Raw genomic sequence first — 14,518 nt, forward strand, 5'->3', positions numbered from 1 at the left:
TTAGTACGGTATGCGTTTGTGGCGGGTTGTGGACTAGGGTTCCAAAAAACGCTCGACGAGTTCGGGCAGCGCTCCGTCGAAACAAGTTGAATTGAGCACGACGTCACAATGCTCGCGCGCGTCATCGGTGGCGTTTGCAACACCGACACCCAGGCCTGCAGCATCGAGCATGGCGATATCGTTAGCCGAATCGCCGATGCCGATGATCTGGTCGAGGCCAATGCCCAGAATCTCGGCAAGCTTTGCCAGACCAGTTGCTTTGGTTACGCCCTGGGGCATGAACTCCATGTATCGATTGGAGGAGAACGTGATGGCCGTTCCGAGGTCTTCGGCAAAATCACCCATCGTAGCCCCCAGTTCACGCAGCGCATCAAAGTCATCGCTCATGTAGAGCACCTTGACGATGGGCTTTGCCTCGAGGAACGAAAGGTCGGGGTGACCCTCGCAGGTTTGATAGCGAATCGACGGATAGCTAGCCAGGAAATCGCGCTCAGAGGCTGGCGGGTCAAAGACGTTGTAGGTGCCGTCGTCAAAGCAAACGTGGACGCACAGTCCCAGCTCACGTCCGCGGCGGTAAATCGTGTCTGCGGCTTCATGGGAAAGCCCGCAGGTGCACAGCGGCTTAGGGTCGCCGTAGCGATTGATAAAACCGCCGTTGTAGGAAACGATATAGGTCTCGCCCAAAAGCTCGGGGTCGAGCGTGTCGAGGTTCGCGGCAATCGAGTTATATGCGCGTCCAGAGCAGGGGACGAAAAGCACGCCCAGTTCGCGCATGCGCGCGAGGGCGGCCTTGTTGCCCTCGGGGATAATGCAGCTGTCGTGCAGGAACGTTTCGTCCATATCGCTTGCGACGAGTTTGTAGCGAGACATTAATAGACCATCCCCATTGCCTCGGCCACTTCGGCGAGCGTTGCCTTGGCGATCTCGTTGGCGCGGCGGTTGCCCTCGGCAAGGACGTCCTTCACGTAGTCAAGGTCGTTCTCAAAGCGATGGCGGCGTTCGCGGATGGGCTCGAAGTAGTTGTTGACGGCTTCCGTGACGTATTTCTTGAGCTGGCCAGATCCGCCCATGCCGATTTCTTCTGCAATCTCAATCTCGGACCTGCCGGTGCAGATGGCAGCCGTGGAGAGAAGACCCGATACGCCGGGGCGGTTCTCGGGATCAAATGTGATCATGCGCTCGGAGTCGGTCTGGCTCTTCTTGATGCGCTTGGCGGTCTCCTCTGCCGTCATAGAGATGTTGATGGCGTTGCCGTAGCTCTTGCTCATCTTGCGACCGTCAAGGCCGGAAAGCAGGGGCACGTCGGAGAGAAGGGCGTCGACCTCGGGGAAGACCGGGTCGCAGTTCTTGCAGAAGCGGTTGTTAAAGCGGCGGGCGATGGTGCGCGTGAGCTCGATGTGGGGCAGCTGGTCGCGACCGACGGGAACCACGTTGCCCTTGCAGAAGAGGATGTCGCAGGCCTGGTGCACGGGATAGGTGAGGAGCAGGCCCGTGAGCTCGTGGCCGCTGGCCTCTTGCTCGGCCTTGACGGTGGGGTTGCGCAGGAGCTCCGCCTCGGACACGAGCGAGAGGAACGGAAGCATGAGCTGATTTGCCGCTGGCACTGCGGAATGCGCATAAATCATGGTCTTGTCGGGATCGATGCCGCAGGCGAGGTAATCCATGACCATGTTGTAGACGTTGTCCTGGATTTGGTCGGTGGTGTCGCGGTCGGTGATCACCTGATAGTCGGCGATGAGCACGTTGGTGTGGCAGCCTTTGTTTTGAAGTTCGACGCGGCCCTTGAGAGTGCCGAAGTAATGGCCGAGGTGCAGGCGGCCGGTGGGGCGGTCTCCGGTGAGCATGGTGTAGTTTTGCGGGTTCACGTCAAGATCGGCGCGAATGGCGTCAGATTTCTTGAGGGCAACCTCGTAGCTGTTCTCGTTGGGCATGCGAATGATCTCCTATCGGTTATCGGTGCGGCGGTCGTTACGGTTTCTATGCTTCTTTTGATGCCGGGGGTGCCTGGCTTCTGCGACAGCTTCCTCGTCAGCGAATGCGGGGTCGTCGGGGGTGACTATTTCATCTTCATGGGTGCCTGCGTTGTAGTGATGGCGCAAAACGGGTTCGAAGAGATGCAGATGTATTGCGAAGGCGGCAGAGCATGCTAAAAGTGCCAAGAAGATGAGGACGCGCCAAATGACGCCTACCTGATTGATGGCCGCGGCGCCCAGCGAGAGCAAGATGCACCACGCGTAGATGAGCAGCACGGCTTGCTTCTGGTTGTAGCCCTCTTGGATCAGGCGATGGTGAATATGCCCCTTGTCGGCCTGACCGATGCTCACGTGCGCACGCGTGCGTCTGATGATTGCAGAGAACGTGTCGATGATGGGCACGCCTGCTACGATCAACGGGATGAGCAGGGAGGTGACGGCGGCGGTGCGCGAAACATTGAGCAGCGAGATGATGCCTAGTGAGAATCCCAGCAGCAGCGAACCCGAGTCGCCAAGAAAAATCGATGCGGGGTTGAAGTTATAGCGCAGGAATGCGAGGCAAGAGCCGGCGAGCGCAAGGGAAAACGCTGCTGCATCATGCCTGCCGGCGAGGATGGCAAAGGAGAACATCGAGAGCGCGGCGATGCAGGAGATGCCGGAGGCGAGTCCGTCCAAGCCATCGATAAGATTGATGATATTGGTAAAGGCAGCCAGGTAGATGACGGTAATGGGGTAAGCGAGCCAGCCGAGTTCAATGTAGGTGTCGCCTGCAAAGGGGTTGACGATCTGGTGAATCACCAGGCCTCCCGCAACGGCAACGCTCGCGGCGATGATCTGGCCTGCGAATTTGGCCTTTGGGGAGAGCTGGACAATATCGTCTGCGGTACCCGTTGCCACCATGAGCAGGACGGCGACCGCAAGCAGATGATAATCGACGGCGAGGCTGGGGTGCGATACCAGGACAGGCGGCCATCCGAGGTGCGTGCCGCCAAAAACGGCAACGACCATTGCGACCAGGAGGCCGAGGAAAACGGCGAGTCCACCGAGGCGAGGCGTCGGCTGCGTGTTGATGCGTCGTTTGGATGGGTAGTCGACGGCGTCGAGACGTATGGCCAAGCGCTTTGCTGCAGGCGTGCAGACAAAGGTCACAACGAACGCCGTGGCTGCCACGGCGATATATGGAAGGAATCGTTCCATGCGAAAAGTAATACGCCCGTCTGGTAGATGGTCAGATGCGTGCGGATAATGGAGCGGGTGGGGCGATTATCTGCACAAGTCATATCATGATACCCCATATACCTGGATACGCGCAGCGCACGGCGCTCATCACCATCACGCCAGATTCGCTCTCCTTTTGCGACGCCTACGCGCTATCATGGGCAAAGTTCGATATCATGCGCCCCTTGGCGGCAAAGGCGAAAGGAAGACGAGCATGGCAAGCACCAACACGAACGGACGTAATCGAGCGGGCCGCAGGGATGGGGCTCCGCGTGACGGAAGGCGTGAGCAGCGCGCTCGCGAGCGCGAGGCCTACACCCGCCAGGTTGGCGAGCGTCTTGCGGCCGAGATCGATCGCGCTTGCGCGCAGTGTCAGCGCATCGACGGCGCGCCCGCTTCGGTGGCAAAAGAGGCAACGGAAGGCGAGCAGCCGCGTCTGCCCGAGGTCCGTGTCCTCGATACCGACGCCTGCGCGGCAATTCTGGAAAACGGCCGAGGCCGCGCCCAGTTCTGCGACTTGACGGTCCTCGATTTTGGTTCGTATACCAATCCCGCGGGCGGATTCGATAAGGGCTTCATGGGTTTCGAGCAGTCTTTGTGCGAGCACTCGTTTCTCTATAACGTTCTTTCCCAGCAACGCGACTGGTATGGCGAAAACCGCCGCCGCAACATCAACTGCGAGCTTTATCGCGATCGCGCGCTGGTGGTTCCCGCTGTTCGTTTTACCCGCGATCGTCTCCATGCCTATGCAGACGTCGTTGTGCTTGCGGCGCCCAATGTGCGCCGTGCGCGTTCGGAGTACAACATGAGCGACGAACAGCTTGCCGACGCTATGCGCGAGCGCATCCGTTTTGCCCTGGCGGTTGCCGACAACTTGGGCCACGAGAAGCTCGTTTTGGGTGCCCCCGGCTGCGACGCGAGCGGCTGGGATGCCTCCGTTGTGGCCGAGATGCTTCGCGAGGAGCTGGCGAGCGGCGAGCACGTGGCGACCACGGTGATCTTTGCCGTCAAGCGTGAGCGCTTCGGCCAAAACCACGAGCGTCTGGCTCATGCATTTGAGACCTTCCCGGCCAAAAATGAGACCTCGTATGAGGATGTCCGCGCGCACGAAGAGGCGGCTCAGGCTCAAGCCCATAAAGACGATGATGACGAAGATTGGCGTGCATACCTAAAATAAACATGACAAAAGTCCACAGGTTTGTTCTGTCATATTTTGCGCGGAGAGGCGGGAGGCGTTATGCGTAACGTACTGTTTTTTGGTGATAGCAACACGTACGGATTCGATCCCGAATCCCGCGCTGCCGGCACAGGCGAGCGCTTCCCGGCCGATGTTCGCTGGTGCGGCGTGGCCGCGCACGAGTTGGGCTCGAGCTGGCATGTGATCGAGGAGGGTCTCAACGGTCGTACGACGGTTCATGAAGATCCGTATCGCCTGACCACCCATCTTTCTGGCGGGGCGCTTTTGCCCACCCTGCTTAAATCGCACCTTCCCCTCGATGTGGTTGTCATCATGTTGGGCACGAACGACCTCAAGCCCGTGTATAGCCTTGGGCTTGCGGACATCGCCCGCGGTATGGCGGTGCTCGCCGAGGCGGTTCGGGAATTTCCGTGGCCGTCATGCGCGCCCTGCCCGCAGATTTTGCTCGTGTCCCCTCCGTCTTTGACAGATGCGGCGACATGCGGGCTGCTGGCCGAGTTTGACGCCCGCGGCGTCGCGCTGTCAAAGCAGCTTGCGGACGCATATGCCGGCGTGGCGGAGCTTGAGGGGTGCGACTTTCTCGATGCGGGGAAGGTGACAAAGGTCGGTGACTTCGACGGTGTTCACTTGGATGCTGCCGGCCATCATGCTCTGGGGCTTGCCGTGGCGACCAAGTTGCGGGAAATGGCGGTTCGCTAGCCGTCGTCGCTCATCGCGGCTTTGTCTTAAAACCGATGAAAAAAAGAGGCGTCCTCCTGAGAGAGAACGCCTCTTTCGTATGGGTAGGGCCGTTGCTTCCGGTGCTGTTATCCGATGAGCTTGTTCAGACGCTTCTGCTCGTTCAGCGCAAGGCCGATGGAGATGATTCCGGTGATGGCGTCGGCCACCACAAGAGCGATCCAGATGCCCTGGACGCCCATCATGTTGCCCAGCAGGTACATGAGGGGCACCGAGCAGATCACGTAACGAAGCAGGCTGCAGAAGGTGGAGAGAACGACTTTCTCAACCGACTGGAAATAGATGGATACGGTCATCGCAAGATAGCCCAGGCATACGGCGATGATGATGATACGCGTGGCGCTGGCGGTAACTTCTACGAGTTCGGCGTCGCTTCCGGCAAAGAAGGCGCAGACGGGGGTTGCTGCGAGCCAGATCACGATCGACACAATGAGGAGAACGATAATCTGGTACTTGATGGCGCAGGAGAGCGACTGCTTGAGGCGATCCCAGGCCTTGGCGCCAGCGTTGAAGGCGGCGATGGGCTGCAGGCCGTAGGAGAAGCACTGGGCGACCATCATGACGATGTAGAGGATGTAGCCGTTGATGACGGCGAAGGCGGCGATGTAGAGCGAGCCGAGTTCGCCGCCGAGGGTGCCGAGCAGCGTGTTTGCAACCGTGTTGAAGATGAACGTAGCCGCCTGGACCAGGAAGAACGGGAAGCCGATCTTGAAGATCTGACCGCAGATGGCCATGTCGAGCTTGAGGTCTGCAAGCTTGATCTGGAGCTGCGACTTCTTACCGCCGATGAACCAGAAGGCGCCGATGGCCCAGATGCCGATGGACAGGCCGTAGTAGATACCGGCGCCCATGGTGCCGAGCTTGAAGATGAAGGTCGAGAGGGCGAGCCAGACGATGGCGATGATAGCGGAGACCGTCATGAGGTTGGCCTGGATCTGTACCTTCTCGTCAACGCGCATGACCGCGGTGACCATCTGGCCCACGACCGTGAGGGGCAACAGGATGGAGAAGGTGCGAACGCCCAGGACCGTATCGGCCATGATGTCGGGGGTTGCGCCAAAGAACGCACAGATGGGCTCGGTGAAGACCGCCATGATCACCGCGAGGATGATAGAGACGATCGAGGTGAGCCAGAAGCCCTGGCTAAAGGCCTTGCTCGCACCCCTGACGTCGCCGGCGCCCAAAAGGTTGCCCACGATGGCGGGAACGCCCGTGCCAAAGAGGTTGCCGAAGGCCAGGTTGAGGAACTCGGCGGACATGATGATCGAGACGCATGCCAGGCCGTGGGCGCCCAGGCCCCAGCCCATGACAAGTCCCTCGAGGATGACCATGATGATCTGGGCGAGCATACCCTGACCGGTCACGATCGTGTAGCGGCGTACCAGGCTGGGAATCGGCTTTGATGCGAGTTCGCGATCCTCCTCGTTGGCAATCAATTCTTCTGCCATTGGTCTCTCCTTTCCTTGGGAGTCAAAACGTGATGGATGGTGGCGCTACGCCTCGAAGACCACCTTGCCGGCGATCATCGTGAGCAGCGAGGTCGCTTCGAGTACGTCTGCTGGCTCGCATTCAAAGAGGTTGCGGTCGAGTACGCAGATGTCAGCCTGCTTGCCGCAGGCGAGGGTGCCAATGCGGTCTTCGGCATGCATGGCATAGGCGCTGCCGTAGGTGTAGGCGCGCAGGGCGTCGCCCATCGTGATGCGCTCCTCGGCAAACCAGCCCTCCGGATTCGAGCCGTCTTCGAGCATGCGGAAGACGGCGCCATAGACCTCTTCCATGGGCTCGAGGCCCACGACGGGGAAATCCGATCCCAGGTGCACGCAGGCCCCGCTTGCCAGCAGGCTGTGGAGAGGCCAGGAGAGCGCGGCGCGCTCAGGGCCCACTGCGTCGTCTTTGGCGCGATCGGGCATATCGAGTAGCATGTGCCACGGTTGCATACCGGCACTTACACCCAGCTTGGCGTAGCGAGGCAGGTCCTCGGGCTGGACAGTTTCGTTGTGCTCCATGGAATGTCGGCATTCGCCCCTGCCATGGAGGTGTTCTCCTTCTTCAAAGCAATCAAGAACAAAGCGCACGGAGCGGTCGCCGATTGTGTGGATGCGCGTGTCCACACCCCACTGAGTCGCCTTGAGAATGGCGGTGCGGATGCGCTCGGGGTCCTCGGCGGGCTCGCCGCACGTCTCGGGGGCATTTGAGTAGGGCTCGAGCATCCAAGCAGTGTGGTCGGAGCACACGCCGTCGAGGAACTGTTTGAAGCCGTGCCATTCAACCTGCGTATCGGGGAAGTTGTACTTCTCCTGGATCTCATGGAGCTCCAGACGCTCGTTCTCAAACAAATCGGTGTACAGGAAAACGCGCAGGGGGAGGTCGCCGCGGGCGTTGAGGTCGGCGAGCACAGCGTAGGGATTGTCCATGCTCACGAAAGTGGGGTTAACCATGCCGACGGTGGTGATGCCCAGGGCGTTTGCGCGCTTGGCCGTCTTGCTAAACGAAGCTTCGACGACGTCCATCGCCGGGTTGTATACATCGTCCAAGAAGATGGCGCCGGCGTTGTTGGAGAACACGCCGGTAGGGTTGCCATCTGTGTCTTTGAGAATCTTGCCGCCTGCGGGGTCAGGTGTGTCGCGCGTGACGCCCACCTTGTTGATGGCGTAGGTGTTGGCGCTAAAGGTGTGAAGGTCGACTTGCTGTAGAAATACCGGTCGGTCGCTCACGTACTGGTCGATCATCGCTGCGGTGGGCATCTCGGGAATTTCCCACTGGAATTGGATGATCTGGCAGCCTACGATCCACTCGTTGTCGGGGTGGCTGTCGGCAAATGCACAAACGCGCTCCATCGCCTGCTCAAAGCTCGTGCAGTCGATGAGGTTGACGGCAAAGTCGGGGTCGGTCATGAAGGCGCCCTGCGCGAAGTGCGTGTGCGAGTCGATGAGGCCCGGTATGATGAGCTTGTCGCCATAATCGCGAATTTCGGTATCGGGGCCAATGAAGGTATCGAGATACTTGTCTTCGCCGCACGCGACGATTGTATCTCCCTTGACGGCCACGCCGCCCTTGAAGGGCGCAAGGCCCGTTCCGGTGAAGACGGCGTTGCTTCGAATGACTACCTCTGCTTTGTCCATAAGTGCCTCCTCAGACGTTTCTGGACTATGCATGAATCGCGGCGATCCGCGCATGCGTTTGCTCGGGGTGCGGCTTTCCGCGCGGCGCATCTCGTGCGTTTGGCGGAAAGCCCGGCTCGTACGCTGCCTGTTGCCTTGAACTCATTTACGCATGACTTGCCGGCCTCGCCAAGATAGAGCTCGATGGAAGGTGGGTTAAGCCGGTTTACATTGTTTAACAGGTATTTTATTGTTCTGGTTTATTGCTGTTTCGTTACTGTGGACGGACAGGGTTAGGGCTCGCGTCAAAAGAGATTCCCGTTTTACAAACCTTTGGGCGGCAGTAAAACGGGCGTTTCGCTTTTGCGACAGATGCGTTAGGAGCGCCAGAAGGTTTCGATTAACTCGTCGCGGGTCTTTACGTTCGACTTAACGTAGATGCGGTGCAGATGCGCCTTGACGGTGCCGGGGCTAATCACCAGCTCGCTCGCGATGTTTTGGGCGTCCAGTCCGCGCAGCACGAGGGACAGTACCTCCTGCTCGCGGTTGGACAGGCTATTCCTATCGGAGAAAATCACAATACGGGACGCAAGATCTTCTTGCGAGTCGCGTCGTTCGGTTGCAACGTCTTCGTCGGCACGTGGATGCTTGGCATAGACCCTCAGCATGTGAGCAAATTGCTTGAAAAGCTGCGCCGCAGCTACGATCATCAATACGTTTTCCGAAATGTTGCGCTCGCTTAGGTACCACAGGAAGGTGCCGACCAAAGGATTGCTCATGTCGGGCCGGCAGAGCAGGATCATGTAGGTGTCCTCGAAGATAACCAGGACGGCGAGGACGCAGGCGATTTTGAAAAAAGTTTTGCTCCGCTCCAGGTCAAGCCTCTCGGCTTTGTTCGCCATGTGCCGATAGCGCCAGTACACATAACCAAGGCAGGCGATATTGCAAAGATCGCGGCTGAGCCAGAAGAGATACTGCTGCATCGTGCTTGCAAGACTCGGGCGGGGAACCAGAAGAAACTGTACTATTGCAAGCGGAAGGAGCACGATTGTCAGCCGCTTAATCGTCAGCTTGTCGCGCAGGCGCAGGATTGTCCAGGCGAAGAGGCATCCGATGATCACGATACCCAGCAGGCAGCGCGTTGTGGGGTGCTGCAGCGGCATCTCAAAGCTTACGGCATAGTCGTATTTCATGCGGTTGTACTCGTCAAAAAAGATGACCGAGAGGTCGAGCATGTAGGCGAGAAAGCCGATAGCCGAGATAATCGCATCGCGACGACGCGTCATGAGCCAGACCACAAGCGCGACCGAGCTGGTTACTAGCGCCACGCCCATGATAAGGATGGTGTAGATGTAAAACGAAAAGCTCATGTGCCCCACCCTCGAACGGTTTCAAGCGATGCTGCCCCGGGTTTTTGAGACCTTGTAACAGGGGATCTTGCGAGGCTCTAACAATATCCTTGGCGATAGCGCCACATGTGGTCAAGGGGACCGGAGCCCTGGCCAAGGTCGAGCTGAGCCTCAAGGGCGCCGGTGAGATAGCGCTTCGCCGCTTCTACGGCGTCGACGAGCGACAGATTTTGGGCGAGCCCGCAGGAGATAGCCGAGGAGAGCGTGCACCCGGTGCCATGGGTGTTGGGGTTATCGACGCGCGGATGGGTGAACCAAGTCGTTTGGAGCCCATCGTTCGTTTCGCATGCCAGCACGTCGCTTGCTTCGTTAACGCGATGGCCCCCCTTTACCAGCGTTGCGCATCCGTATCGCTGTACGAGGAGACGGGCGGCTTGCTCTTGGGATTTTTCGTCTTTGATGGGTGCGCCTGCAAGGAGTTCGGCTTCCGGGATATTGGGAGTGATGAGCGTTGCAAGAGGGAAGAGCTGCAAGGTGAGCGCCTCCTGTGCCCCCGCATCGATAAGGCGGGCACCGCTCGTTGCCACCATAACGGGGTCGACAACGATGTTTTGCGCCTCCCAGCGCTTCAAACGCTCGGCGATCTTCTCGATGATCGCCGACGACGAGACCATGCCGATCTTTACCGCTGCGGGCCGGATATCCTCAAATACCATGTCGATCTGGTCGGCCACGACGGCGGGGTCGATGTTTTGGATACTGCGCACGCCGCGGGTGTTTTGAGCGGTAATCGCCGTGATGGCGCATTCGGCAAACAGGCCGTGTGCGGCGATGGTCTTGACGTCTGCCTGGATGCCTGCCCCTCCGCTCGAATCGGAGCCTGCAATGGTCAGGACGGCCGGCAATGTCGATGTGCCCATGTGAACGCCTCGCAATGTGAAAGCGGGCCCACGGCGCCGGGTGAAGAACGCTATGGGCCCGATAGGAATCGAAAAAAAGAGGAGAGATTACTCGTCATCCATGCCGAGGTCGATCGTTGTTCCCTCAAACACTTTGTTGACGGTGCGCACGGCGCACATCTTGCCGCACATGGTGCAGGTTCCTTCGGTTGCGGCGGGCGAGCTCTCGTAGCGCTCGCGGGCACGTTCGAGATCAAGGGCGTGCTTCCACATCTCTTCCCAGTCGAGCTTGCGGCGCGCTTGGCCCATGCGGTCGTCTTCATCGCGAGCATGGGGGACCTTCTTGGCGATGTCTGCTGCATGCGCCGCGATCTTGGTGGCAATCAAGCCGTCGCGTACGTCCTGCGCATCGGGCAGGCACAGATGCTCGGAGGGGGTGACGTAGCACAGGAAATCTGCGCCCGCGCTCGCGCTGATGGCACCGCCAATGGCAGCGGTGATATGGTCGTAGCCTACGCCGATATCGGTGACGAGCGGCCCCAGCACGTAGAAGGGGGCGTTATGGCATAGGCGCTTTTCCATCTTCATGTTGGCAGCTATCTCGTCGATAGCCATGTGGCCCGGCCCCTCGATCATCACCTGCACGCCGCGCTTCCAGGCGCGCACGGCGAGCTTGCCCAGTTCGATGATCTCGGCGGTCTCGGTGGCGTCGTTGGCGTCGTAGAGGCACCCCGGACGGCAGGAATCGCCCAAGCTGATGGTGACGTCGTACTCGTGGCAGATGTCGAGGACCTCGTCGTAAAACTCGTAGAAGGGGTTCTCGTTGCCGGTGACTTCCATCCAGCCAAAGAGCAGCGACCCTCCGCGGCTCACGATGTTCATGAGACGGCCGGTCTCCTTGAAGGTCTTGATGACAGAGCGGTTGATGCCTGCATGGATGGTCACGAAGTCCACGCCGTCCTCGGCATGCGCCCGCACGGTTGCCAGCAGGTCGTCTTTGGTGAGCTTGACGAGCGGCTTTTCCATATACCCGATAGCGTCGTACATGGGGACGGTCCCCACCATAAGCGGGGTCTCGTCGATGAGCTGTTGGCGGAACTTGCGCGTCTTGCCCGAGTTGGAGAGGTCCATGATGGCGTCGGCGCCCAGGTCCTCGGCAATTTTCACTTTCTTCCACTCCTCGGCGGCGTCTGCCTTGTCGCCGGAGATGCCAAGGTTTACGTTCACCTTGGTGGAAAGGCCTTCGCCTACGCCAAAGGCACGCATGCCCTTTTTGATGTGGACGATATTTGCGGGGATGGCGATGCGGCCGTCTGCCACGCGCTCACGGATGTATTCGGGGTCGCGATGCTCTCGCTCGGCAACCTCTTTCATCTGCGGGGTGATCTGTCCTGTGCGCGCATAGTCCATCTGCGTGACGAGCTTATCGGCTTGGAGTTCGGTCATGAACGATGTCTCCCTTCGTTGGCATTACCCATGTCAGGTTCTGTGGGTCCTCGGCGGGCGCGCCCAATCTCAGCCTGCCGTCCCCGCAAGCTCCCCATGTTTGTTTGGCCTGCTGCTGTGATGCGGGCCTGTGCACAGTATACTCCGCGTCGCGTTTCGCTTCATCCGGCGGAGGCAGAGGCTGCGCGCCTAAAAAGAAGCGGCGTTATTAAGAAAGATCAGGGTATCTTCGCTCGAAAGCTCTGGTGCATAGCGGTAACCGATGTCGAAAGCGGGGAGCTGGCGGAAGTCTTCGATGGCATGCTCTGCCATCCAGCGAACCATTGAACCGCGTGCCTTCTTACTGGCGTTTGCTCGTTGGACGGGTTTGCCATGACGTAGCTCTTCACCGAAGATGCAGGTGATAACGGTCACTTCGGAATCAAGGTGGGGAAGCACCGCTCGAGCGTACTCTACGCTCGCAAGATTTACGACTGTGGCAGCATTGCCGCTCGATGCGATGGCGTGCGCGAGCCTATCGCCCCAAAAGGCATAGAGGTCACGCTTATCGTCGATGGCGAGTTTGGCGCCCATCTCTAGTCGGTAGGGCATTACCGCATCGAAAGGGCGCACGCATCCGTAAAGGCCGGAGAGAATCCACAGGTGGCTTTGTAGCCATCTAAGTTCCGATGCCCGCATAACAGAGGGCGCCATGCTTTGATACTGGATACCGTGGTAGCTCATGATAGCCGGGGATGCATGTCGGGCGATGTCCGGGATGCATAGATTGTCGGCATCGGTCACGGGCGTAAAGGCACGCAGTGCGTCCAGACAGCTGACGAGCAGGCGGTCGCTTACGCCCCAAAGGTTTTGTAGGCCATGGGCGCCCTCGATTCGCTCGATATCCAGCAATGCGTTATGGAGACGTTCCGTCTCGCGCGGAAACGGCGGAATTCCCTGTGGCTCAAATGCGTCTTGTGCCCTTTGCATTTGTTTGGCGGGAGAGATAATAGCTTGCAGCATGGGGCCTCCTCGTTGAAAACGGATCATCGCATCTACTGCGTCCCTTGCCTCGAATTGAAAATGGCGGTGCCGACCAATATGTCGACACCGCCATATAAAGGGGCGATTGAGGGTGAGTCTTACGCGCGCTCGAGGAACGCCTTGTAGCCGCGATATGCCTCGTAGATATCGGCCTTGTTGGCAACCTCCCACAGGGCATGCATCGAGAGAACGGGCACGCCGGAGTCGATGACATTCATACCGTATTTGGCCATGATGAAGGCGATGGTTCCGCCGCCGCCCACATTGACGCGGCCGAGCTCGCAGGTCTGGAAGTTCACGCCGGCCTCGTCCATGATGTCACGGACAAGTGCCATGTACTCGGCGTCGGCGTCGTTGGAGCCACTCTTGCCGCGAGAGCCCGTGTACTTGTTAAAGCACAGGCCGCGACCCATATAAGCGGCGTTCTTGGTCTCGAACTTGGAGGCGTAGCTCGGGTCGAAGCCAGCAGAGACGTCAGAAGAGAGCATACGCGAGTTGGCGAGCGCGCGACGCAGGGCAAGGGAGCTCTCCTCGCCTGCGAGTGCCATGACCTCGGCGACGGTGTTCTCAAAGAAGCGGCTGGTCATGCCACTGGCGCCTACGGAGCCGATCTCCTCTTTGTCCACGAGCAGACAGATGCTCGTGCGCTCGGGAGCCTCAACCTCGATCTGGGCGAGCAGGCTCGGATAGGAGCAGACGCGATCGTCCTGGCCGTAGCCCAAGATCATCGAGCGATCGAGGCCCATGTCGCGAGCGGGGCCGGCGGGCACGACCTCGATTTCGGCAGAGAGGAAGTCCTCCTCGTCGATGCCGTAGCGCTCAGAGAGCAGGTTGAGGAAGAGTTGCTTGACCGGATCTTTCTCGTCGGCCTCGGAGTCCTTGTCGGCCTCGTCGATCACCACGGGACGACCGCCCACGATGACGTCGAGCAACTCAGCATCGACAACGTCTTTGGCGGGCTTGGACATGAGCTCACCGGAAAGGTGGATGAGCAAATCGGAGATGGTGAACACGGGGTCATCCGCGCCGTCGCCGATGTTGATGTCGATAACGCTGCCATCCTTTTTGGCAACGACGCCCACGAGGGCGAGAGGGGAAGCGACCCAGTGGTAGGCCTTCACGCCGCCGTAGTAGTGCGTGTCGAGGTACGCCATATCGCCTGCCTCGAAGGCGGGGTTTTGCTTGAGGTCGAGACGCGGGCTGTCCACGTGCGCGCCCAGGATATTGAATCCTTCCTGCAGCGGGCGCTTGCCGATCTGCATGAGCATGAGGGTCTTGCCGTGGTTTACGGCATAGACCTTGTCGCCGGGCTTGAGCGTTTTGCCTGCGTCAACCGCCTGACCAAGCTCGACATAGCCTGCCTGCTCGGCGAGCGCAGCGCCGGTGCGAACGCAGAGACGCTCGGTCTTGTTCTCACTGATGAATTCTTTGTAGCCGGAGCAGATCTTTTCGAGCTCGACGAGCTGCTCGGGGGTGTACTTTTTCCATGCGCAGGGGCGTTCCATGTTCATCCTTTCGATGCATGTGGTCTTGTATCCGTCCGCCATGGTATCACGGGCGCCTCCTTTAAGCG

The 14,518-nt window shown here is 59.4% G+C and carries 12 protein-coding genes; 2 read left to right on the plus strand and 10 right to left on the minus strand.

The window, feature by feature from the left end; translation table 11 throughout:
- Positions 1-33: 33 nt before the first annotated feature.
- Genes BQ9843_RS02075 through BQ9843_RS02085 form a run of 3 tightly spaced genes read right to left on the minus strand, consistent with a single transcriptional unit; the run spans position 34 to position 3,170 of the window.
- On the minus strand, positions 34-870 hold the full coding sequence (locus tag BQ9843_RS02075; RefSeq protein WP_022386437.1) for an HAD family hydrolase: 837 nt from the start codon (positions 868-870) through the stop codon (positions 34-36).
- On the minus strand, positions 870-1,931 hold the full coding sequence (trpS, locus tag BQ9843_RS02080; RefSeq protein WP_075843708.1) for a tryptophan--tRNA ligase: 1,062 nt from the start codon (positions 1,929-1,931) through the stop codon (positions 870-872). Before trpS ends, BQ9843_RS02075 begins: the two co-directional genes overlap by 1 nt.
- Positions 1,932-1,943: 12 nt before the next feature.
- Positions 1,944-3,170, minus strand: a complete 1,227-nt coding sequence (locus BQ9843_RS02085) for a glycosyltransferase family 4 protein (protein WP_075843709.1) — start codon at positions 3,168-3,170, stop codon at positions 1,944-1,946.
- Between the two features lie 235 nt (positions 3,171-3,405).
- Between BQ9843_RS02085 and BQ9843_RS02090 the strand changes: the two genes are divergently transcribed.
- Positions 3,406-4,368, plus strand: coding sequence for a TIGR02452 family protein (locus BQ9843_RS02090; protein WP_075843710.1), 963 nt, complete (start codon positions 3,406-3,408; stop codon positions 4,366-4,368).
- Positions 4,369-4,428: 60 nt separating this feature from the next.
- Entirely contained in the window at positions 4,429-5,088 is a 660-nt protein-coding gene (locus BQ9843_RS02095) for an SGNH/GDSL hydrolase family protein (RefSeq protein ID WP_075843711.1), read from the plus strand.
- Positions 5,089-5,195: 107 nt separating this feature from the next.
- On the opposite strand, the gene BQ9843_RS02100 is transcribed toward BQ9843_RS02095, so the two are convergent.
- The 7 genes from BQ9843_RS02100 to BQ9843_RS02130 form a co-directional block, all read right to left on the minus strand.
- Positions 5,196-6,575 carry an MATE family efflux transporter gene (locus tag BQ9843_RS02100; protein WP_075843712.1) on the minus strand — a complete coding sequence of 460 codons (1,380 nt, stop codon included), beginning with the start codon at positions 6,573-6,575 and terminating at the stop codon, positions 5,196-5,198.
- 45 nt (positions 6,576-6,620) lie between these two features.
- Complete coding sequence (locus BQ9843_RS02105; protein WP_040220949.1) at positions 6,621-8,249, minus strand: amidohydrolase; 1,629 nt, start codon at positions 8,247-8,249, stop codon at positions 6,621-6,623.
- Between the two features lie 356 nt (positions 8,250-8,605).
- Positions 8,606-9,598, minus strand: coding sequence for a helix-turn-helix domain-containing protein (locus BQ9843_RS02110; protein WP_040220947.1), 993 nt, complete (start codon positions 9,596-9,598; stop codon positions 8,606-8,608).
- Between the two features lie 77 nt (positions 9,599-9,675).
- Complete coding sequence (gene thiD, locus BQ9843_RS02115) at positions 9,676-10,497, minus strand: bifunctional hydroxymethylpyrimidine kinase/phosphomethylpyrimidine kinase (RefSeq protein WP_075843713.1); 822 nt, start codon at positions 10,495-10,497, stop codon at positions 9,676-9,678.
- 87 nt (positions 10,498-10,584) lie between these two features.
- Positions 10,585-11,922, minus strand: coding sequence for a phosphomethylpyrimidine synthase ThiC (thiC, locus tag BQ9843_RS02120; protein ID WP_075843714.1), 1,338 nt, complete (start codon positions 11,920-11,922; stop codon positions 10,585-10,587).
- A gap of 189 nt (positions 11,923-12,111) precedes the next feature.
- Complete coding sequence (locus tag BQ9843_RS02125) at positions 12,112-12,924, minus strand: YaaA family protein (protein ID WP_075843715.1); 813 nt, start codon at positions 12,922-12,924, stop codon at positions 12,112-12,114.
- Positions 12,925-13,043: 119 nt separating this feature from the next.
- Positions 13,044-14,450: an aminopeptidase gene (locus BQ9843_RS02130; protein WP_075844087.1), complete on the minus strand. Its 1,407-nt coding sequence runs from the start codon at positions 14,448-14,450 to the stop codon at positions 13,044-13,046.
- Positions 14,451-14,518 lie beyond the last annotated feature (68 nt).

Origin of the sequence: Collinsella bouchesdurhonensis (assembly GCF_900155365.1) — a bacterium.
Lineage (GTDB): Bacteria > Actinomycetota > Coriobacteriia > Coriobacteriales > Coriobacteriaceae > Collinsella > Collinsella bouchesdurhonensis.

What these genes read in the sequence shown, in the direction of transcription:
- BQ9843_RS02075 (WP_022386437.1), bottom strand. Translation starts at nt 870, where the DNA reads ATGTCTCGCTACAAACTCGTCGCAAGCGATATGGACGAAACGTTCCTG.
- trpS (WP_075843708.1), bottom strand. Translation starts at nt 1,931, where the DNA reads ATGCCCAACGAGAACAGCTACGAGGTTGCCCTCAAGAAATCTGACGCC.
- BQ9843_RS02085 (WP_075843709.1), bottom strand. Translation starts at nt 3,170, where the DNA reads ATGGAACGATTCCTTCCATATATCGCCGTGGCAGCCACGGCGTTCGTT.
- BQ9843_RS02090 (WP_075843710.1), top strand. Translation starts at nt 3,406, where the DNA reads ATGGCAAGCACCAACACGAACGGACGTAATCGAGCGGGCCGCAGGGAT.
- BQ9843_RS02095 (WP_075843711.1), top strand. Translation starts at nt 4,429, where the DNA reads ATGCGTAACGTACTGTTTTTTGGTGATAGCAACACGTACGGATTCGAT.
- BQ9843_RS02100 (WP_075843712.1), bottom strand. Translation starts at nt 6,575, where the DNA reads ATGGCAGAAGAATTGATTGCCAACGAGGAGGATCGCGAACTCGCATCA.
- BQ9843_RS02105 (WP_040220949.1), bottom strand. Translation starts at nt 8,249, where the DNA reads ATGGACAAAGCAGAGGTAGTCATTCGAAGCAACGCCGTCTTCACCGGA.
- BQ9843_RS02110 (WP_040220947.1), bottom strand. Translation starts at nt 9,598, where the DNA reads ATGAGCTTTTCGTTTTACATCTACACCATCCTTATCATGGGCGTGGCG.
- thiD (WP_075843713.1), bottom strand. Translation starts at nt 10,497, where the DNA reads ATGGGCACATCGACATTGCCGGCCGTCCTGACCATTGCAGGCTCCGAT.
- thiC (WP_075843714.1), bottom strand. Translation starts at nt 11,922, where the DNA reads ATGACCGAACTCCAAGCCGATAAGCTCGTCACGCAGATGGACTATGCG.
- BQ9843_RS02125 (WP_075843715.1), bottom strand. Translation starts at nt 12,924, where the DNA reads ATGCTGCAAGCTATTATCTCTCCCGCCAAACAAATGCAAAGGGCACAA.
- BQ9843_RS02130 (WP_075844087.1), bottom strand. Translation starts at nt 14,450, where the DNA reads ATGGAACGCCCCTGCGCATGGAAAAAGTACACCCCCGAGCAGCTCGTC.